This is a genomic window from Persicobacter diffluens (assembly GCF_036244895.1).
Classification (GTDB): Bacteria; Bacteroidota; Bacteroidia; order Cytophagales; family Cyclobacteriaceae; genus Persicobacter; species Persicobacter diffluens.
In genome coordinates this window covers 2,565,196-2,586,564 of the sequence record NZ_BQKE01000001.1, presented here as the reverse complement: position 1 = coordinate 2,586,564, position 21,369 = coordinate 2,565,196, and the positions used below count along the sequence as shown (strand labels likewise).

The 21,369-nt window shown below is 43.2% G+C and carries 18 protein-coding genes and 14 tRNA genes; 12 read left to right on the top strand and 20 right to left on the bottom strand.

Going from position 1 to position 21,369, the window contains the following annotated elements:
* Positions 1–9: 9 nt before the first annotated feature.
* Positions 10–729, top strand: a complete 720-nt coding sequence (locus tag AAA970_RS10375) for a C40 family peptidase (RefSeq protein ID WP_338237072.1) — start codon at positions 10–12, stop codon at positions 727–729.
* Positions 730–1,614 carry a cation diffusion facilitator family transporter gene (locus AAA970_RS10370; protein ID WP_338237071.1) on the top strand — a complete coding sequence of 295 codons (885 nt, stop codon included), beginning with the start codon at positions 730–732 and terminating at the stop codon, positions 1,612–1,614. It begins immediately after the preceding gene.
* Between the two features lie 611 nt (positions 1,615–2,225).
* Here AAA970_RS10370 and AAA970_RS10365 read toward each other — a convergent pair.
* The 14 genes from AAA970_RS10365 to AAA970_RS10300 all read right to left on the bottom strand — a co-directional run bounded on the left by AAA970_RS10365 (position 2,226) and on the right by AAA970_RS10300 (position 3,764).
* Positions 2,226–2,308, bottom strand: a tRNA-Tyr gene (locus tag AAA970_RS10365).
* A gap of 53 nt (positions 2,309–2,361) precedes the next feature.
* Positions 2,362–2,434 (bottom strand) — tRNA-Gly (locus AAA970_RS10360).
* A gap of 13 nt (positions 2,435–2,447) precedes the next feature.
* Positions 2,448–2,533: transfer RNA gene (locus AAA970_RS10355), tRNA-Tyr, on the bottom strand.
* 60 nt (positions 2,534–2,593) lie between these two features.
* A tRNA-Thr gene (locus AAA970_RS10350) sits at positions 2,594–2,665 on the bottom strand.
* 26 nt (positions 2,666–2,691) lie between these two features.
* Positions 2,692–2,764: transfer RNA gene (locus AAA970_RS10345), tRNA-Gly, on the bottom strand.
* Between the two features lie 14 nt (positions 2,765–2,778).
* Positions 2,779–2,864 (bottom strand) — tRNA-Tyr (locus tag AAA970_RS10340).
* 60 nt (positions 2,865–2,924) lie between these two features.
* Positions 2,925–2,996 (bottom strand) — tRNA-Thr (locus AAA970_RS10335).
* 27 nt (positions 2,997–3,023) lie between these two features.
* Positions 3,024–3,096 (bottom strand) — tRNA-Gly (locus AAA970_RS10330).
* A 14-nt stretch (positions 3,097–3,110) separates the two neighbouring features.
* Positions 3,111–3,196 (bottom strand) — tRNA-Tyr (locus AAA970_RS10325).
* 58 nt (positions 3,197–3,254) lie between these two features.
* Positions 3,255–3,326, bottom strand: a tRNA-Thr gene (locus AAA970_RS10320).
* Between the two features lie 26 nt (positions 3,327–3,352).
* Positions 3,353–3,425: transfer RNA gene (locus AAA970_RS10315), tRNA-Gly, on the bottom strand.
* A gap of 13 nt (positions 3,426–3,438) precedes the next feature.
* Positions 3,439–3,524: transfer RNA gene (locus tag AAA970_RS10310), tRNA-Tyr, on the bottom strand.
* Positions 3,525–3,591: 67 nt separating this feature from the next.
* Positions 3,592–3,664, bottom strand: a tRNA-Gly gene (locus AAA970_RS10305).
* A gap of 14 nt (positions 3,665–3,678) precedes the next feature.
* Positions 3,679–3,764: transfer RNA gene (locus AAA970_RS10300), tRNA-Tyr, on the bottom strand.
* Positions 3,765–4,181: 417 nt separating this feature from the next.
* On the opposite strand from AAA970_RS10300, the gene AAA970_RS10295 reads away from it, so the two are divergent.
* Positions 4,182–5,939 (top strand): MutS-related protein, encoded by a 1,758-nt coding sequence (locus tag AAA970_RS10295; RefSeq protein ID WP_338237069.1) that lies wholly within the window; start codon positions 4,182–4,184, stop codon positions 5,937–5,939.
* 33 nt (positions 5,940–5,972) lie between these two features.
* Here AAA970_RS10295 and AAA970_RS10290 read toward each other — a convergent pair whose 3' ends face one another.
* The 6 genes from AAA970_RS10290 to rsmA all read right to left on the bottom strand — a co-directional run bounded on the left by AAA970_RS10290 (position 5,973) and on the right by rsmA (position 12,147).
* The gene (locus tag AAA970_RS10290; protein ID WP_338237067.1) at positions 5,973–6,857 is read right to left on the bottom strand and encodes an Rpn family recombination-promoting nuclease/putative transposase; all 885 of its coding nucleotides are present in this window, start codon (positions 6,855–6,857) and stop codon (positions 5,973–5,975) included.
* Between the two features lie 62 nt (positions 6,858–6,919).
* On the bottom strand, positions 6,920–7,813 hold the full coding sequence (locus tag AAA970_RS10285; RefSeq protein WP_338237066.1) for an Rpn family recombination-promoting nuclease/putative transposase: 894 nt from the start codon (positions 7,811–7,813) through the stop codon (positions 6,920–6,922).
* A 63-nt stretch (positions 7,814–7,876) separates the two neighbouring features.
* The gene (locus tag AAA970_RS10280; protein ID WP_338237064.1) at positions 7,877–8,776 is read right to left on the bottom strand and encodes an Rpn family recombination-promoting nuclease/putative transposase; all 900 of its coding nucleotides are present in this window, start codon (positions 8,774–8,776) and stop codon (positions 7,877–7,879) included.
* A 261-nt stretch (positions 8,777–9,037) separates the two neighbouring features.
* Positions 9,038–9,973 carry an NAD(P)-dependent oxidoreductase gene (locus AAA970_RS10275; RefSeq protein WP_338237063.1) on the bottom strand — a complete coding sequence of 312 codons (936 nt, stop codon included), beginning with the start codon at positions 9,971–9,973 and terminating at the stop codon, positions 9,038–9,040.
* 36 nt (positions 9,974–10,009) lie between these two features.
* Entirely contained in the window at positions 10,010–11,371 is a 1,362-nt protein-coding gene (gene mgtE / locus AAA970_RS10270) for a magnesium transporter (protein ID WP_338237062.1), read from the bottom strand.
* Entirely contained in the window at positions 11,344–12,147 is an 804-nt protein-coding gene (gene rsmA / locus AAA970_RS10265) for a 16S rRNA (adenine(1518)-N(6)/adenine(1519)-N(6))-dimethyltransferase RsmA (RefSeq protein ID WP_338237061.1), read from the bottom strand. Before rsmA ends, mgtE begins: the two co-directional genes overlap by 28 nt.
* Positions 12,148–12,380: 233 nt before the next feature.
* On the opposite strand from rsmA, the gene pdxA reads away from it, so the two are divergent.
* The 9 genes from pdxA (at position 12,381) to AAA970_RS10220 (ending at position 20,947) form a co-directional block, all read left to right on the top strand.
* Positions 12,381–13,514 (top strand): 4-hydroxythreonine-4-phosphate dehydrogenase PdxA, encoded by a 1,134-nt coding sequence (pdxA, locus tag AAA970_RS10260; protein ID WP_053405539.1) that lies wholly within the window; start codon positions 12,381–12,383, stop codon positions 13,512–13,514.
* Positions 13,515–13,654: 140 nt separating this feature from the next.
* Positions 13,655–14,245: a YceD family protein gene (locus AAA970_RS10255; RefSeq protein WP_053405538.1), complete on the top strand. Its 591-nt coding sequence runs from the start codon at positions 13,655–13,657 to the stop codon at positions 14,243–14,245.
* Between the two features lie 29 nt (positions 14,246–14,274).
* The gene (gene rpmF / locus AAA970_RS10250) at positions 14,275–14,469 is read left to right on the top strand and encodes a 50S ribosomal protein L32 (protein ID WP_071932182.1); all 195 of its coding nucleotides are present in this window, start codon (positions 14,275–14,277) and stop codon (positions 14,467–14,469) included.
* Between the two features lie 443 nt (positions 14,470–14,912).
* Positions 14,913–15,911, top strand: a complete 999-nt coding sequence (locus tag AAA970_RS10245) for a beta-ketoacyl-ACP synthase III (protein WP_338237060.1) — start codon at positions 14,913–14,915, stop codon at positions 15,909–15,911.
* A gap of 124 nt (positions 15,912–16,035) precedes the next feature.
* Positions 16,036–16,602 (top strand): elongation factor P, encoded by a 567-nt coding sequence (efp, locus tag AAA970_RS10240; protein ID WP_053405536.1) that lies wholly within the window; start codon positions 16,036–16,038, stop codon positions 16,600–16,602.
* A gap of 6 nt (positions 16,603–16,608) precedes the next feature.
* The gene (accB, locus tag AAA970_RS10235; RefSeq protein ID WP_338237059.1) at positions 16,609–17,103 is read left to right on the top strand and encodes an acetyl-CoA carboxylase biotin carboxyl carrier protein; all 495 of its coding nucleotides are present in this window, start codon (positions 16,609–16,611) and stop codon (positions 17,101–17,103) included.
* Between the two features lie 115 nt (positions 17,104–17,218).
* The gene (gene accC, locus AAA970_RS10230; protein ID WP_053405534.1) at positions 17,219–18,568 is read left to right on the top strand and encodes an acetyl-CoA carboxylase biotin carboxylase subunit; all 1,350 of its coding nucleotides are present in this window, start codon (positions 17,219–17,221) and stop codon (positions 18,566–18,568) included.
* A 566-nt stretch (positions 18,569–19,134) separates the two neighbouring features.
* Positions 19,135–20,226 carry a sensor histidine kinase gene (locus AAA970_RS10225; protein WP_338237058.1) on the top strand — a complete coding sequence of 364 codons (1,092 nt, stop codon included), beginning with the start codon at positions 19,135–19,137 and terminating at the stop codon, positions 20,224–20,226.
* A gap of 10 nt (positions 20,227–20,236) precedes the next feature.
* Complete coding sequence (locus tag AAA970_RS10220) at positions 20,237–20,947, top strand: LytR/AlgR family response regulator transcription factor (protein WP_338237057.1); 711 nt, start codon at positions 20,237–20,239, stop codon at positions 20,945–20,947.
* Positions 20,948–21,369: the final 422 nt, after the last annotated feature.

Sequence of the window (21,369 nt, the reverse complement as noted above, 5' to 3'; positions counted from 1 at the left end):
GACCCAAGGATGAATTTAGGACAGTGTAAATTAGCCGTGATTCCATTACGAGGATCAGCCGGCGATGCTCATGAACAGGTTAGTCAGTTATTATACGGCGAAAGGTACGAGGTTTTGGGCGAGGCCACGGAAGGGAAATGGATACAGGTGAAATCAATAGAGGATGGCTACGAAGGCTGGATTGATTATCGTCAGCATTTTCCGGTTGAGGAAGCCAAGGCACAAAATTATATCTGTATAGAACCGATGATTCGGCTGGAGCAGGGGATGTTATTGGCAGGTAGTTTGGTGGAGGAAATTCCCGATCAGTTATTTTCCCTGTTTAAACCCGTCGATAAAAAATGGTCCGCAGATTTGGTGGCCGGATGGGCACATCGCCTGTTAGATTCTCCATACCAATGGGGAGGGAAAAACATGTTGGGCATAGATTGCTCAGGCCTGACACAGTTGGCTTATCGTATCGGAGGCCTGGCATTGCCCAGGGATGCAAGTGAGCAGGTAAAAGAAGGAGTGGAGGTACTTTTTGGAGGCCACCAGGCAGGTGATCTGGCATTTTTTCAGAATGTGAAAGGCAGAGTGACCCATGTGGGAATTGTTTTGGATGAACAACGGATTATTCATGCTTCCGGTAAAGTGCGTATTGATCAGTTCCGCCCGGATGGTATTTTTTGTGCGGAAGAAAACCAACTGACCCATCAATTACATTCCATCAAAAGAATTATTTCCTAAATGTCGAAGTCGGCTCAAAAGAAAAGGTGGCTTACTGCTGCCGGTGTTTTATCGATAGGAGTAAATGTGCTGCTCTTCTTGGTGAAATATTTTGTGGGTTTGGAAGATGATTCCCTCGCTCTGATTGCAGATGCCTGGCATACCCTTTCAGATTCCCTGAGTTCCGTTATTTTATTAATATGCGTACGGATTGCGGCCAAGCCAGCTGATGGAGATCATCCTTTTGGTCATGGAAGGGCGGAATTACTGGCTTCCCTAACGATAGGAGGTATGCTGCTGGCTGTAGGATTGTCATTGGTTGTGCAGGGGGCAGAAGCTATATATTCGCATGATGTACCTGACTATTCCAATTGGGCTATCCGGGTGACTTTGGCTTCTGTACTGATGAAGGAAATCATGGCCCAAGTAAGCTTTTGGGTCGCCGGAAAAACGGATTCACAAGCCCTTAGAGCAGATGGCTGGCATCATCGTTCCGATGCCATGACTTCACTAGCGGTTTTAGCCGGGATTTATCTGGGGAAATATTTTCCTTGGCTGGATGGGGTGATGGCCCTCGGTGTGGCCGCAATTATTCTTTATTCCGCAGTAAAAATATTAAAAGAAAATATCCATCATTTTCTGGGGCTGGATGTGGATCCGGAATGGGTGCACAAAGCCAAAGAAATTTGTAACCGGGTAGCGCAGACGGATGTGGATGCGCATCATATGCATGTGCATGATTATGTGCATCATCGCGAAATGACACTGCACGTGCGTCTTCCCAAGCATTTATCCCTGATAGAAGCTCACGACTTAGTTACTGAAATGGAAGTGGCATTAACCCAGGAGTTAGCGGTGGAGACGACCATCCATATGGAACCCTATTTGTCAAAAGCAGAGGAGTAGGTATTGCTTAGACTGAGTCAAGCGTGAATAATCCGGTTTAAAATATTCTGGCCGGTATTTTTTTAAATCCTCTTGTAACTATATGCTCGGCCAATCTTGAGTTACCAAAATCATTTTTAACCCGAATTATTTGCTACGAAATTTAGTGATTCTCCATAAGTGGTTTAACCCGAATTATTCACCGCTAGTTTTAAGGTTCGATGCAAGAGACTGTTCTTCAGTTGTTTTAAGGTTGAGTCTGTTGAATTTCTGATAGCCCAAATGTGGTCAAGCTTGCTTTCTCCTCATTCATCTGCTACTTTGGAAAAAACGCTAAATGGGACACTATTCCGTCATTTTTTCCGCCTTGCAGCTAAACGAGGATTTAAGCACGAATAATATGGGTTAATAATTCGAGTTTGAAGTCAGAATGGCTGGTGTTAAGTATGCTTATTTGTAAAATAGTTGCTCAATAATTTTTTAAAACCTTGTTTATGGCCTGTATTGCGGGGTCTGATGTCGTAATTGGCTTAGTTTTTAATGCTTACAACGGGGTGGTTATATGCGACAGATTTTGTACTACTGAAAATTTGGACATAAAAAAAGCACTTCAGAATACTGAAGTGCTTTTGTGGGGAGAGCAGGATTCGAACCTGCGAAGTCGAAAGACAACGGATTTACAGTCCGTCCCATTTGGCCGCTCTGGAATCTCCCCTGTTGTAGCTAAGCTACAAAATCAAAATGTTTTTCAAATACTATTTAAATAAGAGCGGGCGACGAGGCTCGAACCCGCGACCTACAGCTTGGAAGGCTGTCGCTCTACCAACTGAGCTACGCCCGCTTATTATTATAAGTGGTGGGGGAAGCAGGATTCGAACCTGCGAAGTCGAAAGACAACGGATTTACAGTCCGTCCCATTTGGCCGCTCTGGAATTCCCCCGAAGATAGTCAAAGACTATCGAAACAGTATTTTTGTGATTGAAACCGATCGTTTCACTTGAGCCAAGGAGGAGAATTGAACTCCCGACCTCTTCCTTACCAAGGAAGCGCTCTACCCCTGAGCTACCTCGGCTGATGATGTTTTTTCCGAAGAAATTGAGCGGGCGACGAGGCTCGAACCCGCGACCTACAGCTTGGAAGGCTGTCGCTCTACCAACTGAGCTACGCCCGCTTGTCATCATCAGATGGTGGGGAGAGCAGGATTCGAACCTGCGAAGTCGAAAGACAACGGATTTACAGTCCGTCCCATTTGGCCGCTCTGGAATCTCCCCGAGATGTGATCAATACGATCTATTCAATAATTTTAAAAACAAAACCTGTCGTTTTGCTTGAGCCAAGGAGGAGAATTGAACTCCCGACCTCTTCCTTACCAAGGAAGCGCTCTACCCCTGAGCTACCTCGGCTGATGATGTTTTTTCCGAAGAAAGATGAGCGGGCGACGAGGCTCGAACCCGCGACCTACAGCTTGGAAGGCTGTCGCTCTACCAACTGAGCTACGCCCGCTTATCATCATCAGATGGTGGGGAGAGCAGGATTCGAACCTGCGAAGTCGAAAGACAACGGATTTACAGTCCGTCCCATTTGGCCGCTCTGGAATCTCCCCAAAATTTGATCAATAAGATCTGATCGTTAGATTATTTCAAAACCGGTTGTTTTGCTTGAGCCAAGGAGGAGAATTGAACTCCCGACCTCTTCCTTACCAAGGAAGCGCTCTACCCCTGAGCTACCTCGGCTGATGATGTTTTTCTCGAAGAAATTGAGCGGGCGACGAGGCTCGAACCCGCGACCTACAGCTTGGAAGGCTGTCGCTCTACCAACTGAGCTACGCCCGCTTATCATCATCGATGGTGGGGAGAGCAGGATTCGAACCTGCGAAGTCGAAAGACAACGGATTTACAGTCCGTCCCATTTGGCCGCTCTGGAATCTCCCCTTAACCGGTTTGATCATTAATGATCATTCAATAAAATTTTAAATCCGACCTTTTGTCAGGATTGTTGAGCGGGCGACGAGGCTCGAACCCGCGACCTACAGCTTGGAAGGCTGTCGCTCTACCAACTGAGCTACGCCCGCTTATCATCATCAGATGGTGGGGAGAGCAGGATTCGAACCTGCGAAGTCGAAAGACAACGGATTTACAGTCCGTCCCATTTGGCCGCTCTGGAATCTCCCCAAATGATATTTTGTGCTTTTAAGATTTTCTTTTTGAAATTATTCGCTGCCCGAATGATCTTAACAAGAAATGCTTGTGGCGCACAAAGGTATGATATTTTTTTTAATTCAAAACCTATTGTTTGAAATTATTTTTTCCTTTCTGGTGGCTGTCATTTTTGTTGACTTCCTTTCCGTAAGGGATTGCAAAGGTGCAGTCTTTTTTTGAAAAGTCAAACCCTGCGCAAAGAAAAAAATTGCGTTTACAGCCTCTCAGTGGCTAAGTAGTTGAGGGATAGGCGGAGATTTTTTGAAAATTTTTATTCTTTTAAATCGGGTTCCTTTCGGTGGTATTGATACTTTTGCAGGGAAGAGTTTACCTTTTTTGAGTGTAGAGATTTGGGTGCTGAAATAAGTGCCTTTTGCTTAGTAGATTATCATGAATCAGGATTTTTTCTCCAAATTTTCGAATAGAAAAGCTTTCCACCTTCAAAAAAAGAAGGAATGGAAGCGGAAATTTTATGTTTTAGGGGCAATGCGCCTTTCGATGGTGCTCGCCGTGGTGTATGGCTTGTATACTATTTTGTATAGTAAGCAGGTTTACCCTATGCTGTATTTGGTTATTTTTGAGGTGTTGGTCTTTGTGAGTTTGCTTTGGTGGACTTCCGAAGTAAAGCGGCATTTGAATTATCATGATAACGGGCAACGATTTTTTAAAAATGAACTGGGATTGCTCAGCGGGAAGGAAAATCTAATTTTTAATAGTGGAGCAGAAGCGGAGAAAGCTGGTTTTTCTTTGGATTTAGATTTACTGGGAGAGGGGAGTCTTTTTCATCGGCTGAACAGAACAGTAACTCCCGCTGGCCAAAAGTCATTATTGAAGCGTTTTAGTTTAGAAGGGGTGTCAGAGGAGTTGATTCTTCAAAGGCAGTCGGAGATTTCCGCTTTGGCGCAAAAGCCGGAATGGCTGGAGGCGTTTTTATTGGAGGGAATGGCGGAAGATTTACATTCAGCCGGAAGTCTTCAGGTGGATTTACCTAAGGCGGAAAAGCCGCTGAATAATTTCTGGAAAAATTTCTCTTTTATATGGCCGGTTTTGGGAGTAGCAGGCGTTTTACAGTATCTGTTGTTTGATCAGTCCCAGGTTTTCGGTTTGGTATTTTTAGGGAGTTGGATTGTTACAGGCTTATTTTCTAAAGATTTATCGGCTTGTTTTTATTTTTTGTCGGAGAAAGTCAGCTTATATTATCGGTATAGCAGAATGATGCGTCTTTTACATCATTTGGAGGGCAATGCGATCCTGGCTTCGAAGATTGAAGGGTTTTCAGCAGGAGAAAAGGTCTTAAATCAATTGAGAAGCATTTCCGGCATCGCCAATCAAAGGATGAACGCCCTGGCTTATTTTATTTTTAATTCCATTTTTGTGCTGGATTTGCAGTGGTATGTTCGGCTGAGGAAATGGGAGGAAGCGCATCAGGCTACTTTTAATGCTCAGATGAAATTGCTGGGGGAAATCGATGCCCTGGTCAGTTTGGCTTGGTGGCAATATTTACATCCGCATTTTAAGCCTATGGAGATTTCGAATGATGTGGTGGTGATTAAGGCTTTGGGGCATCCATTATTGTCGGAAGAAGTTTGTGTCAAAAATGACTGGACCCTTGATAAGGAAAATCGTCTGGTCCTTATCACCGGATCTAATATGGCGGGAAAGAGTACTTTTTTGCGAGCTCTAGGGGTGAATATGGTTTTGGGGCAATTGGGGACAGTCGTTAATGCGACGAAATTTGAAATGCCTTGTTGGCAATTATTGAGCAGTCTTCGGCATGATGATTCCCTGCATGAAAATACCTCTTATTTTTATGCGGAATTATTAAAGTTGAAATCCGTGGTAGAACAAGCGGAGAAAAAACCCGCTCTGATCTTATTGGATGAAATTCTGCGCGGAACAAATAATGACGATAAGTTTGAAGGTGCGGCCAGAATAATTGAGCGATTACGCAATCATGCAGGTTTGACCGTCTTAGCGACTCATGATACCGCCCTTTGTCAACGTTTTCATGGGAGGAAGGATATCGTTCATTTTTGTTTTGAAAGCCAAATTGCAGGTGGTGAATTAAGTTTTGATTATAAAATTAGGTCAGGTCAGGCCAAGAATAAAAATGCCACTTTCCTGATGGAGAAGCTTGGGATTGTATAACTATTTTGCAGGAAATAGGTATTGAGCAATGGTTTAATCTTTTGAAGCTTTAATCCATTGTTCAATTTGCTCCTGATCAACCTCCAGTATTTTCGCGATTTTCGTGAGGGGAAATTTTTCCGCATGTAATTTTAGGGCTAAGTTTTCTTTTTCTTCTAATTTACCTTTCTCGATTCCTTTTTCTATTCCTTTAGCTTCCCGATAATCCAGTGTATTCTTGTAATCTCCCATTTTTCCTTTGGCAATAATATATTTTTCAGCTTCTTCCGGTGGCAATTTAGCGATTTTCGCGCGATCGAAAAAGCGCTGAAAAATTCTCTCCTGTAACGCTTTAGGTCTTTTTTGGAGGTTGGGCAGATTTTTGAGCAGGAAAAGCCATTGATCTTTTCGGTTTTTTAATTCGGCAGGTGCTTTGTTGAATTTGGGGACTTCGATAAAGAGGTAATTGAGTTTATTGGATAGTGGCTGATGTTGGTGGATTTCCATTATTTGCCCATGGTGAATCAATTTATTACCCAGTTTCAGTCTTTCTTCTAAAAGGAAGTCCAGTATGCTGATGACATATACCTTTTGCAGTTGATAATTCCAGTTTTTGCCTTTTCGGCCTTGTTGCTGAATGAGAAAGGAACTATAATAAATACTTCGATCAACGATGTGCATTTGGGTGGCACGCTGTAATTCGATGATAAAATGTTCCCCGCTCTGATTGGTGCAATACAAATCGAAAATGGCCTTTCGGTCCAGGGCTGTTTTGGGGAGATGTTCGTTTTGTCCGTATTGCAGGTGAGAGGAGATCAGGTCTTCTTTTGGTAGTATCTGGTTAAGGAAATCAATGAGGTGTTCCTTGCTTTCCTCTTCTCCAAAAAGCTTTTTGAAACCAAAGTCAGTGAAGGGGTCAATGTAGATATCTTTGGGCATGGTATTTTTTACCATAAACCCAAAAGAGTATATGTAGTTGATTTTGGTGGGATTGGCTGAGGTTATTTTTTCGAGCTTTTCAGCCACTTTTCAATTTGCTCTGGATCAACCTCCACCATTTCTGCGATTTCTTTTAACTGAAATCCTTTTGCGTGTAATTTTAAGGCTAAGTTTTCTTTTTCTTCTAATTTACCTTTCTCGATTCCTTTAATAATTCCTTTCTCAATTCCCTTCGCTTCCCGATAATCCAGTGTATTCTTGTAATCTCCCATTTTTCCTTTAGCAATGATATATTTTTCAGCTTCTTCCGGTGGCAATTTAGCGATTTTTGCGCGATCGAAAAAGCGCTGAAAAATTCTCTCCTGTAACGCTTTAGGTCTTTTTTGGAGGTTGGGCAGATTTTTGAGCAGGAAAAGCCATTGATCTTTGCGGTTTTTTAATTCGGAAGGTGCTTTGTTGAATTTGGGGACTTCGATAAAGAGGTAATTGAGTTTATTGGATAGTGGCTGATGTTGGTGGATTTCCATTATTTGCCCATGGTGAATCAATTTATTGCCCAGTTTCAGTCTTTCTTCTAAAAGGAAGTCCAGTATGCTGATGACATATACTTTTTGCAGTTGATAGTTCCAGTTTTTACCTTTTCGGCCTTGTTGCTGAATGAGAAAGGAACTGTAATAAATACTTCGATCAACGATGTGCATTTGGGTGGCACGCTGTAATTCGATGATAAAATGTTCCCCGTCTTGATTGGTACAATACAAATCGAAAATGGCCTTTCTGTCCAGTGCTGTTTTGGGGAGATGTTCGTTTTGGTCGTATTGCAGGTGAGAGATTAAGTCTTCTTTTGGTAATATTTGATTGAGGAAATCAATGAGGTGTTCCTTGCTTTCCTCTTCTCCAAAAAGCTTTTTGAAGCCAAAGTCAGTGAAAGGGTCAATGTAGATTTCTTTGGGCATGGTATTTTTTTACCATAAACCCGATAGAGCATATGCAGTTGATTTTGGTGGGATTGGCTGAGGTTATTTTTTAGAGCTTTTCAGCCACTTTTCAATTTCCGCCGGATCAACCTCCACCATTTCTGCGATTTCTTTTAATGGGAAACCTTTCCCGTGTAATTTTAAGGCTAATTTTTCCTTTTCTTCCAACTTCCCTTCTAGCTTACCCTCTATTTTCCCTTCCTTTCGCCCCTTCGCTTCCCGATAATCCAGTGTATTCTTATAATCTCCCATTTTTCCTTTGGCAATGATGTATTTTTCAGCTTCTTCCGGTGGCAATTTAGCGATTTTCGCGCGATCGAAAAAGCGCTGAAAAATTCTCTCCTGTAACGCTTTAGGTCTTTTTTGTAGGTTGGGTAGGTTTTTAAGCAGGAAAAGCCATTGATCTTTTCGGTTTTTTAATTCGGCAGGTGCTTTGTTGAATTTGGGGACTTCGATAAAGAGGTAGTTGAGTTTATTGGATAGTGGCTGATGTTGGTGAATTTCCATTATTTGCCCATGGTGAATCAATTTATTACCCAGTTTCAGTCTTTCTTCTAAAAGGAAGTCCAGTATGCAGATGACATATACCTTTTGCAGTTGATAATTCCAGTTTTTGCCTTTTCGGCCTTGTTGCTGAATGAGAAAGGAACTATAATAAATACTTCGATCAACGATGTGCATTTGGGTGGCACGCTGTAGTTCGATGATAAAATGCTCCCCGCTCTGATTGGTGCAATACAAATCGAAAATGGCCTTTCTGTCCAGCGCTGTTTTGGGGAGATGTTCGTTTTGGCCGTATTGCAGGTGAGAGATCAGGTCTTTTTTTGGTAATATCTGGTTAAGGAAATCAATGAGGTGTTCTTTGCTTTCCTCTTCTCCAAAAAGCTTTTTGAAGCCAAAGTCAGTGAAGGGGTCAATGTGGATTTCTTTGGGCAAGGCCATCGTTTTATGCGATCAACCGAATGCCATTACTTTGGTTGGTGATTCAATAAGGTCCCCGATGTGCTATAAAACACAAAACCCGACGAAATGTCGGGTAAGTATTTATTTTAGGCTAAGAAAGAATTTAAGCACCGTCCGACTTCAAATTCGAATTATCGTGTGCGATCTCGGTTAAATTCTCAACAATAGTGATGTTATTCTCTCAAAATAGTCGGGTATTGCTACTGTAATAATCCTAATTTTCGTTATGAATTTCACCTTTTATGTACCCTCTAAAAAGGCCTGAATTTTTTGAATCATAACTTCGTTCAGCCTTTGGTAAGACTCAAAAGTCCACCCGCCTACATGTGGTGTAAAAATCACATTTGCCCGTTCCTGAAGTTGTTTGAGCTCTTCTTTTTGTTTTGGGGTCAGTTTATCAAATTTTTCAACCTCCAATACATCCAATCCAGCTGCCAAAATTAACTTTTGATCAATGGCTTCATTTAAATCATGCAAAGGAGCAATTTCACCACGGGCAGCATTGAGGAAGATGATGGGTTTTCGGAATTTTTTGAAAAATTCTAAAGTACACCATGCCCGGGTTTCTTCTGTCAATGGGGTATGGAAGCTCAGTACATCGGTATCATTGAAAATTTCTTCCAGACTTGCTTCCTGGGCGTATTGATCCGAATAATCTAGCCGGTATTTGTCATAAGCCAATACTTTTACCCCAAAGCCAGCCAGCCTTTTGGCAAACGCCTGTCCCATATGACCATAACCAATGATGCCAACCGTTCTGCCCATTAATTCCCAGCCGCGGTTACCTTCCCGATCCCAAATGCCTTTTCTGACTTCCAGGTCAGCGGTGTGCATTTTATTCATCAGGAGTAAAAGCATGCCGATCGTATGTTCCCCTACGGCATCCCGGTTGCCTTCCGGAGCATTAATGAGGTGAATGCCTTTTTTTGTAGCGTAGGCATCATCAATATTATCCATGCCAGCACCGGATCTGGCAATGAATTGGAGTTTGGTGCCTCTGTCCAGTTCAGGCTGATCGAAGCGCATCTTACTGCGCACCATAATGCCTTCGTATTGGGGGAGGATTTCCAAAACCTCTTCTTTTTTTATTTCGGGTCGGTAATCATAATGCAGGTCTGCCGCTTTCATCAAGGGATGAATGGACTCGTGCAATTGATCGATTATGAGTATTTTCATTTAAAAATTCGGCTTCTCCCTTTTGGAGAAAATTAATTACAACAATAATAAATGAGCGACTGTGAAGTAGACCGTCAGGCCTAAGAGGTCATTGGCAATGGTGATAAACGGTCCCGAGGCCATGGCGGGGTTAATACCCAGCTTTTCCAAAACCATTGGTGTCAGGGTGCCCAGTACTGAAGATAACATCACCACTGTATAAAGTGCAATACATACCACCATGGATAAATTCCATGACAAACCCATTCCCATATTAATCCCAAAAACAATGGCATTCAGTACCAGTCCATTGATAGCTGCCACTCCAAACACTTTCAGTAGCCTCACAATTAAAGGTTCGCGAATCGCCAGAGGATTGGCCAGTGACTGTACCACCAAGGTGGAGGATTGTAGTCCTACATTTCCCCCGGTAGCAGTAATTAAGGGGATAAATGCCGCCAAAGCAGGGATGACCGCCAGGTCATTTTCAAAATTCCCGATGAATTTTGCCGCCAACATTCCGCCTCCCATACCAATGATCAACCATGGTAGTCGGGAGCGGGAAAGCTTCCAGATGGAGTCATCTTCCTCTACATTGTCCGAGACCCCGGACATCAGATTTCTTTCGTCCTCTGCAGCTTCCGTGATGACATCAATTACATCATCAATCGTAATTCTTCCGACCAAACGTCCGCGGGCATTGACCACCGGAAGGGCTTCCAGGTCGTAGTGCTGCATCACTTCAACAACCTCTTCCTGCGTGCTGTCGGTAGAGATGGTGTTGATTTCCGGAACGTAAATGTCTCCTACTTTTGTCTGCTCTTTGGCCAGTAGCATTTCTTTCAGGGAAACGCGCCCCAGGAGGCGATCAAAATCATCCACCACATAGATGGAGTAAATTTTTTCAACATCCTCCGCCTGCTGACGAATGGCCTCAATAGTTTGTACTACATTCCATTTATAGTTGGCCTTGATTAACTCTTTGGCCATCAATCCACCCGCAGTGTCTTCATCATAGCGCAAAAGGTCGATGATGTTGTTTTGGGCTTCCTCATCATTAATGTGGGCAATCACCTCGTCCCGCATCTGATTGGAGATTTCCAAAAGCAAATCCACGGCATCATCGGACTCCATCTCCTGTACAATGCCGGCCAGTTCTTTAGCGCTGAATTCAGCCACAAAAGGAAGCAGTACATCTTCATCCAGGTTGGACAGGATTTCTGCCGCCAGTTCCTGATCCAGTAGCATCAGGATGTATTTGGATTCATCACTGTCCAGCTCTTCCAATACCAGGGAGACATCGGCAGGTTCTACTCCGCGAAGGGACTCAATGATGAATCGCTCATCTTGCTCTTCCACCGCCCGCTCCAGGCGCTGAACAAAGTCTTTGGTTATTTCGAATGGGGTTGCGAATTCCAATCTGCTTCAATTTTTTGAGTGAGTAAAACAAAATCAGCAACGGTAAGCTGCTCTGCACGTTTGTCCAGCATCTCCCAGGCTCTTAGCTCATCACTTAAATTTAGCGGTTTTAAAGAATTTCGAAGCGTCTTTCTTCTATTATTAAAGCCTTGTTTTACTACGCGGAAAAATAATTTTTCATCGCAATCCAGAGCTTTTACCTCATTTCGTCTTAATCGAATAACGGCAGATTCTACTTTTGGCGGCGGGTTGAAAACCCCCGGAGGAACTGTGAATAAGTATTCTACTTCATAAAATGCCTGGATTAAAACACTCAAAATGCCGTACACCTTATTCCCGTGTTTGGAGGCAATACGTTCCGCTACCTCTTTTTGAATCATGCCTACGCATTCAGGAATGATGTCCCGGTTTTCCAGCACTTTAAAATAAATCTGCGTCGAAATGTTGTAAGGGAAGTTGCCGATAAGGCCAAAAGCCTTGCCATCAAATCTTTTAGAGAGATCCATTTTCAGGAAATCTCCATCAATAATATGGTCTCCAAGCTCCGGATACTTCTGGTGCAGGTAGGCAATGGATTCCTTGTCAATATCGATCAGGTGCGTGTTAACGTCCTGTCGTTTTACCAAAAAGTCCGTCAACACGCCCATGCCGGGCCCTACTTCCAGTACTTCCTGGTAGTCCTTATAAGCCGTCATGCCATCGGCAATTTTTTGGGCAATATTCAGGTCGGTCAGGAAGTGCTGTCCTAAATGTTTTTTTGGTCTGACGTTATTCATATGATTTTTAAAGGATTATCAGGTAAATCTTGCCAATCAGCGGCCATCTGTTTGTACAAAAATAATGCCTCCTTTGCTAAGGCTTTCCTGTGGGAAATCCTTCATTTTTCAAAAAAAGCTTTAAATTGCAGGCTCAAAAATAGATAAATTCGCTGTACCATGCACTATGCATCGGCTTTAATATCCGACAGGCATGTGCTGGCGAAGGTTTTTTCATCTTAATCGTCAATTCAATGAGGAAAGAGTCCACCGCTACGGATATGAAGCCTAAAGTGGGTATTTCAATAGGAGATATTAATGGCATCGGGCCGGAAGTTATTGTAAAGGCTTTGGCGGATAGTCGTATTCTCAACTACTGTCTTCCTGTGATATATGCCTCCCCGAAGGTGGTATTATTTTATCGTAAAAGATTTAAGATTGACGGTTTTTCCTTCCATCCGGCAGATAATATCAATAGCCTGCAGGAAGGAAAGGTGAACTTGATTCAGGTGTGGAATGATCCTTTGGAGATTACCGCAGGTAAATCTTCTGAGGTAGGTGGGCAGTTTTCCTGGGCTTCTTTGAAAGCCGCGGGAGAGGATTTAAAAGCCGGGCATATTGATGCCTTGGTGACCGCCCCGATCAATAAACACAATATTCAGTCAGAGGATTTTGATTTTCCCGGCCATACCGAATACTTAACCCAGCTATCAGGGGAGGGAGAATCTTTAATGCTCCTTTGTAATAATGCCGGCCTGCGAGTGGGTACGGTGACCGGGCATATGCCGATCGCCAAAGTGCCTCAGGCGCTGACGCAGGATTTGCTTCGTAGAAAGATGAATATCTTTATTCAGAGCCTGAAGCGTGACTTTGGAATTTCCAAGCCGAAATTGGCGGTTTTGGGCTTGAATCCCCATGCCGGGGAGGAAGGCTTGTTAGGGTCTGAAGAAGAAGAGGTGATTCGTCCGGTATTAAATGATTTCAAAAAGCATGGGAATTTGGTTTATGGCCCATTTCCGGCAGATGGCTTTTTTGGTACCGGCAGTCATAAGAAGTTTGATGGCGTACTAGCCATGTATCACGATCAGGGATTGATTCCTTTTAAGTATGCTTCTTTCGATTCCGGGGTAAATTATACCGCCGGATTGAAATTAGTGCGCACTTCACCGGATCATGGCACGGCTTATGATATAGCAGGGAAGGGAAAGGCAGATCCAGAATCTTTCCTGGAAGCTTTATTTATGGCGGTAGATATCTGTAAAAATAGAGTGGAGAATGCAGAACAGGTGAGGCGTCCAAAAGTTTCGGTAGAAGATCTTGATCGTAAGATGTCGCGCAGAAAAGATCTGCCGCAGGATGAGATTGATAGCGAGCTGGAGAAGGATTAATAATTCCGGATAGTTTAGAATAAATTTTAGAATTATGGCCAACAAAAGGCTTTTTTAAGCAGGTTGAAAATAATTCGTGAATTGATGGCGTGATTTTTAAAATTAATTTTTAAATTTGCGTCCTTGTTAGAGAAAAGGCGATGAATACGCTTAAGAAATTTGACATCGAAATCTTTCAGTTAGGCTTACAATCCTATGATTATGAGCTTGATTTTGACGATTCGCTCTTCAATGAGTTTGAACATAGCATCATTGAAAAGGGAAGCGGTTTGGCGAAGATTACCTTAAAAAAGGAGTCCCGCCATATTAGTATGGATTTTGATATAGAGGCCAAGGTGGAATTGATCTGTGATCGTTCACTGGAGCCTTTTGAAGAGGAAATATCGGTGGAAAACACCGCTTATTTTAAATATGGAGACGAAGAGGTGGAGTATGACGGGGAGTTCGCAGTCATCACAAAAGATACCCTGCGAATTAACGTGGCCTACTACATCTATGAGTTTCTGACCCTGGGGATGCCGATGAAAAGGCTTCATCCGAAATTCCGTGAGGAAGAGGAAGAAGAAGATTTATTGGCGGAACTACTTCCTGACCGTCGGGACGATGGCAAACTGGTGTACCAGTCGGGTGCAGAGGAGGATTCTGAGGAGGAGGCCGATGATTCTGCAACTAATGACGACCAGCCTGTTGACCCACGCTGGGAGGCATTAAAGAATTTGAAGAAAAAATAATTGGTGAATCCTAATAATTATTTAGAGCAATGGCACATCCTAAACGAAAGATCTCCAAAACTAGAAGAGACAAAAGAAGAACACACTATAAGGCAGAGCCTGTAACTTTGTCTGTATGCCCAACTACTGGCGAAACGCACGTTCGTCACCGCGCATACTGGCACGAAGGTAAACTTTACTATAAAGGTCAGGTTTACATGGAGAAAGCAGAAGCTGCTATCTAATATAGTTGATAGTACTAAAGAAGCCCCGTTCCTTTGTTGGATGGGGCTTTTGTTTTTTATAAGCTTTTTCTATACTCAAAAAGGGTGTATTGGCTTAGCATGATGATTCAGAGTGAAATAGTGCAATTTTGCGGCTTGGAATTAATCTACACAAATTAATGGGAGGTTAAGGAATATTTGAAGAATTGCCAATTTTTGCCCTATATTTGCCAACTAAGCAAGTCAAAGATTGAAAGGGAGAGAGTCTCTTTTCGAATTTTTTGCTGAAGGCCAGAATACTTTGGTGTTTTTGTTTTTTGCTTATGACTTGCGAATCCGGGAGGGAAAAATCGAAAAATGATCTAGCTGGTGAAAGCCGCGAAAATTTATTTGTATCTTTCCGCCCTTTAAAAATGATCAATTAGCAAAATTTAGCCAAGAGGCGCTAGGAATTACCTTCAGGCATGGAAAACTTAAAAGCAGCAGTTACTGGAGTTCACGGATATGTTCCGGACTTTGTAATGGATAATAATGAGTGGGCGAAGTACGTCGACACGAATGATGAGTGGATCGTCAGCCGAACCGGAATTAAAGAAAGACGCTTCCTGAAGGGAGAAGATCAGGGTTCTTCTGTGATGGGTATTGAGGCGGTGAAAGGACTTCTGGAAAAAACCGGAACCAAGCCGGAAGAGGTGGATTTGGTGATTTGTTGTACCGTTACACCGGATATGTTTTTCCCTGCTACTGCCAATATCATTGCGCATGGCGTTGGGGCAACGAACGCTTTCGGCTATGATATGAATGCCGCTTGTTCAGGCTTCCTTTATGGAATAGTGACCGGCTCTCAGTTTATCGAAACCGGTAAATACAAAAAAGTAGTCGTGGTGGGGGCCGATAAGATGTCCTCCATTATTGATTTCAAAGATAGAACCACCTGTGTTTTGTTTGGAGATGGTGCTGCAGCGGTAATGTTGGAGCCTACTACTGAGGATTACGGCATCATGGACAGTGAGCTGCAGTCAAATGGTATTGGAGAGCCTTATTTGCATATGAAGGCCGGTGGAAGCCGTCGTCCACCTAGTCATGCTACTATTGATGCTAATGAACATGTTATTTACCAGGAAGGATCTACCGTATTCAAGTTTGCAGTGACCAAAATGGCAGATGTAGCAGCACAGGTAGTGGAGCGTAATGAATTGGCGCCGGAAGAAATCGCTTATTTGGTGCCTCATCAGGCCAATTTGAGAATCATTGATGCCACCCGTCGCCGTGTTGGTTTGCCGGAGGAGAAAGTGATGATTAATATATCCAAATACGGCAACACCACTAATGCTACTATCCCATTGTGTTTATGGGATTTTGAAAGTAAACTGAAGAAGGGAGATAATCTGATCCTTGCCGCCTTTGGTGGAGGCTTTACCTGGGGGGCGGTTTACCTAAAATGGGCATACGACCCAAAATAATTCCCTTCTATTTTGTTGAAATAAAGGATAGTCCTTACTTTTGACCGCCGTAAAAAAAGTGGGCAATTTTTAAGGAGTTTCCATTCTAGAAAAGAAACTACTCAAAATAATAAAGATATAGATAATGGCAACTACAGCTGATATTAGAAACGGTTTGTGCATTAAGTTTAAGTCTGGATTGTATGTGATCATTGATTTCCAGCACGTTAAACCCGGAAAAGGTCCTGCTTTTGTTCGTACCAAGTTGAAAAACCTGATGACGGGAAAAGTAATCGACAACACTTTCTCCTCTGGTCACAAAATTGAGCCGGTTCGCGTAGAGCGTCGTCAACATCAATATTCTTACACCGATGATTTCGGTTTGAATTTCATGGATACCAACACTTGGGAATCTGTGAATCTACCTGTGGATATGGTGGAAAACGCCGATCTGATGAAAGAGGGGGAGATGGTAGAAATATTATTCCATGCCGAGGAAGAGCGTGCCTTATTATGTGAGCTTGCCGCCCACGTAACTTTAGAGGTGACTTATACGGAGCCTGGAGTAAAAGGCGATACCGCCACTAATGCAACGAAACCAGCCACCATGGAAACAGGTGCCGAAATTCAGGTACCATTGTTTATCAACCAAGGTGATAAGATTAAAGTCGATACGCGTACGAGATCGTATGTGGAACGTGTTAAAGAATAATACCCTATGAAACCATCAGAGATTAAAAGCCTGATTGACTTTATCTCTAAGTCAGGACTTAACGAGGTGAACATTGAAACAGAGGAGTTTAAGATCTCTGTCGTACGTGAGCCAGAACAACCTACCCGTGTAGTAGAAACAGTTGCTGCTGCTCCGGCAGTTGCGGCTCCAGCTGCACCTGCTGCTCCAGCCCCGGTGGCTGCACCAGCTCCGGCTGCGGCGCCTGCACCTGAGGCCGCCCCTGCAGCAAATGCCAACTTGGTAACCGTTAAGGCACCAATGATTGGTACTTTTTACAAATCTGCCAATCCTGAGGCACCTGCATTTGCGAATGTAGGCGATAAAATTCAGGCAGGTCAGACTGTATGTATCATTGAGGCAATGAAATTGTTCAATGAGATTGAGTCAGATGTAAGCGGAACCATTGTGGAAATTTTGGTTGACGATGCTACTCCGGTAGAATTCGATACACCACTCTTCCTGGTAGATCCGACGAAATAATTTAGAAGCCCGGACTACGGTTTGGGCTTTTTTCATTTTTAGGTGTAGAAACTAAAATCAATTTTTTGGTTTTGCCTTCGTTGGATAATTTTTAATTAGCTAAAATTTCAGAAACGTGTTTAAAAAAATTCTGATTGCCAACCGTGGGGAAATCGCCATGCGCGTGATTCGTACCTGTCGGGAAATGGGCATCAAGACAGTAGCGGTTTACTCCACTGCTGATAAGGATAGTTTGCATGTGAAATTTGCAGATGAGGCGGTTTGTATCGGTCCGGCACCATCGAATGAGTCTTATCTGAAAATTCCAAATATCATTTCTGCTGCGGAAATTACCAATGCGGATGCCATTCACCCTGGTTATGGATTCCTTTCGGAGAATGCGGAATTCAGCCAGATTTGTAAGGAATACGAGATTAAATTCATCGGAGCCTCCCCTGAAATGATTCAGGGCATGGGAGACAAGGCAACTGCCAAGGCGACCATGAAAGCTGCGGGAGTTCCTACCATTCCGGGTTCAGAAGGCTTGTTGGAGTCTTTGGAGCAAGGATTGGGCTTGGCGAAGGAGATGGGTTATCCGGTTATTTTGAAAGCAACTGCCGGTGGTGGTGGACGTGGTATGCGTTTGGCCAATACCGATGAGGAGTTTGAAAAAGGTTGGCATGATGCCCGCCGTGAGTCTGCAGCTGCATTTGGAAACGATGGTCTTTATTTGGAGAAGTTCATTGAAGAGCCTCGTCACGTAGAGATTCAGATTTTGGGTGACAGCTCCGGAAAAGCCATTCACCTTTCAGAGCGTGATTGTTCCATTCAGCGTCGTCACCAGAAGTTGGTAGAAGAAACTCCTTCACCAGCATTGGATCAGGATTTGCGAGAGCGTATGGGAGCTGCTGCAGTGCGAGCTGCAGAGGCGGTAAAATACGAAGGAGCAGGAACGGTAGAATTTTTGGTGGATAAGCATGGCGCATTTTACTTCATGGAGATGAATACCCGTATTCAGGTGGAGCACCCGATTACAGAGGAAGTGACCGGCGTTGATTTGATCAAAGATCAGATCAAAATGGCCTGGGGCGAATCTGTGAAAGAGGGAGACCGTTATCCTGAGCGCGTATCGATTGAGTGTCGTATCAATGCCGAGGATCCGGGACGTGACTTCCGTCCGTCACCCGGAAAAATCACCAACCTTCACTTCCCTGGTGGTCGTGGGGTACGTGTGGATTCTCATGTTTACGCTGGATACATCATTCCTCCAAACTACGATTCTATGATCGCCAAATTGATCGTGACGGCACGTACACGTGACCGCGCTATCATTCGAATGAAGCGTGCTTTGCAGGAATTCGTGATTGAAGGGATCAAAACCACTATTCCATTCCACCTGAAGTTAATGGATGATCCGACCTTCCAGTCTGGTCACTTCACTACGAAATTCTTGGAAGATTTTGATTTTGAAGATTTGAAAAAATAATACAATGGAAAAGCCGGGTTTTTGACTCGGCTTTTTTTGATTTAATTGGCCACAAATTTCACAGATTTTTTGGATTTAAGTTTTCGGTAAGGCTTGCGATGTTTTTAAGCCACGAATGACCCGAATGTGCCCGAATATTTTTATGGAAATTGCATCGGGTTTAATGTCTCTAAGTTAAAGACAGGTAGCTGTTGTTGATTTTAAATTGGATTAATGCTTAATTTCATTCGTGGAAATTTGTGAAATTTGTGGCAAAAAATCATGGAAAACACAGATTTTTTGGATTTAAGTTTTCGGACAGGCTTGCGATGTTTTTAAGCCACGAATGACCCGAATGTGCCCGAATATTTTTATGGAAATTGCATCGGGTTAAATGTCTCAAAGTTAAAAACAGGTAGCTGTTGTTGATTTTTAAATTGGATTAATGCTTAATTTCATTCGTGAAAATTTGTGAAATTTGTGGCAAAAAAACACTCCAACGCTTTCCAATCCGCCATTCATTGATTGAATCTCCCCTTTGATTGAATTTTTTAGGGCAATCTCCTCCCACTGCTTATCTTTAAAGCATGAATTTAGCAATCAAGCATAGTGAAAAACTCAGATGGTGGGAAATCCTCGTTTATTTAGGGCTGGGATTGGGCTACGGTCTGATGTTGGTCTCCTTCTATTCTCAAAGATTACCCTGGGAACTTTCCTATAAAAAGGCCATGATGGTCATCATTGCCATGGGCTTGGTGACGGCCCTGAATGTGATCTGGCTGATTCCCGCTTATATGCACAAGGGCAAATGGGCCATTTACTTTGTGCTCACCGTGATTTTGATTTTGTTGATTTCCTACCTTCATGAAAAGATGGACCGAAACCTGATGATGCAATATATTGATGAGCTTTCCGGTAGGGAAAAACGCCTGTTTCGGGGAGGGCCGCCCCCGCATATGCGCAAAATATTTCGCTTCGCTTTTTTTGGGCAATACATTCAGTTTGCCTTGGTGCTTCTGCTTTCCACCTCCTATGAGATGACTAAATTTGCCATGGGAAAAGCCCGGGAGGCTTTAAAGCTTCGGGAGGAAACACTGCAAAGTGAGTTGAATTTCCTGAAATCACAGATCAATCCGCATTTTCTCTTCAATGCCCTGAATAATATTTATACCCTGGCTTATCTGAAATCGGATAAAGCACCGGAGTTGATTTTGAAACTGTCCGATATGCTGCGTTATATATTGTATGACTGCAAAGAGGAAAGGGTAGAGATTAGTAAGGAAATCCAGTATTTAGAGGATTATATTGCCTTGCAGCAATTAAAATCTGAAGAGCCGCTGAATGTAGAAGTAAATTTTGGCCTTTTTGCTGAGGAAATGATGGTGCCCCCCATGATTTTTATTCCTTTTGTGGAAAATGCCTTTAAGCATAGTAAGATAGAGGACCGGCAGCATGGATGGGTGAAAATTCAATTACACCCCAAAGAGAGCGGGCTGGCATTTGAAGTGGAAAATAGTATCCCGCAAAAAGATTTTACCAAAGATCAAGTCGGCGGGATTGGGCTGCATAATGTGGCTCGTCGATTGGAATTGTTGTACCCTCAAAGCCACCAATTGGAAATTGTGGAGCAGGAAGATCGCTTCCGCGTGCGTTTACAACTGAAAAATAACAAAGCCTGACGTCATGGAAATGGAAAAAATAAAATGCCTGATCGTAGATGATGAGCAATTGGCCAGAACCCTGCTCACCGATTATGTGAAAAAAATGCCGGAGTTGGAGCTAGTAGACTGCTGCGCAAACCCATTGGACGCCATCGAGGTTTTGAAGGCCCGGGAGGTGGATTTGCTCCTGCTGGATATTCAAATGCCGGATCTTACCGGTTTTGAAATGCTCAATACCCTGGCAGATCCTCCTTTGGTGATTTTTACCACGGCCTATTCCGATTATGCCATAAAAGGTTATGAAGTGAAGGCAGTGGATTATTTACTTAAACCCTTTTCCCTTACCCGCTTTATGCAGGCGGTGGCCAAAGCGAAGGAACAAATTGAACTCAGAAGAAAAGCAGCGAATAGCAATGCAGAGGAAGAGGTCTATTTGATGGTAAAAGAGGATTATCGCTACCATCGCATCAAAGTCAAAGACATTGCCTATGTAGAGGGCATGCGCGAATATGTGCGCTACCATACGCCCGAGAAAAAAGTGATGGCGCTGGCTTCTCTTACGAAGCTGGAGTCTGAATTACCTGCGGCAGACTTTATGCGGGTACATAAATCATATATTGTGAATTTTCAGTTTGTCACTGGTCTGGAAGGCAATCAGCTGAAGGTGCTGGATCAGTATTTACCGATCGGCAAGACGCATAAAGAGCGGGTGTTGAAGCGCTTGGGTGTTGGTGGGTAGGAAGTTGTTGTAGCCACAAATTTCACAAATTTTTTGGATTAATGTTGGAGTGGAAGAGAGGTGATTATTTGCCACGAATGACCCGAATGAACCCAAATGTTTTTTGTTATTGAGGTTTAGGATATTTGAGGGTGTTGCCCTTTATGCTTCGACGATTTCCCATCTGTTACTTAACAATTATTGCTGAAACGTTTAGGTGTTTGGTGGGTAGGAAGTTGTTGTAGCCACAAATTTCACAAATTTTTTGGATTAATGTTGGAGTGGAAGAGAGGTGATTATTTGCCACGAATGACCCGAATGAACCCAAATGTTTTTTATTAGTGGGGTTGAGGATTATTGAGGGTGTTGCCCTTTATGCTTCGACGATTTCCCATCTGTTACTTAACAATTATTGCTGAAACGTTTAGGTATTTGGTGGGTAG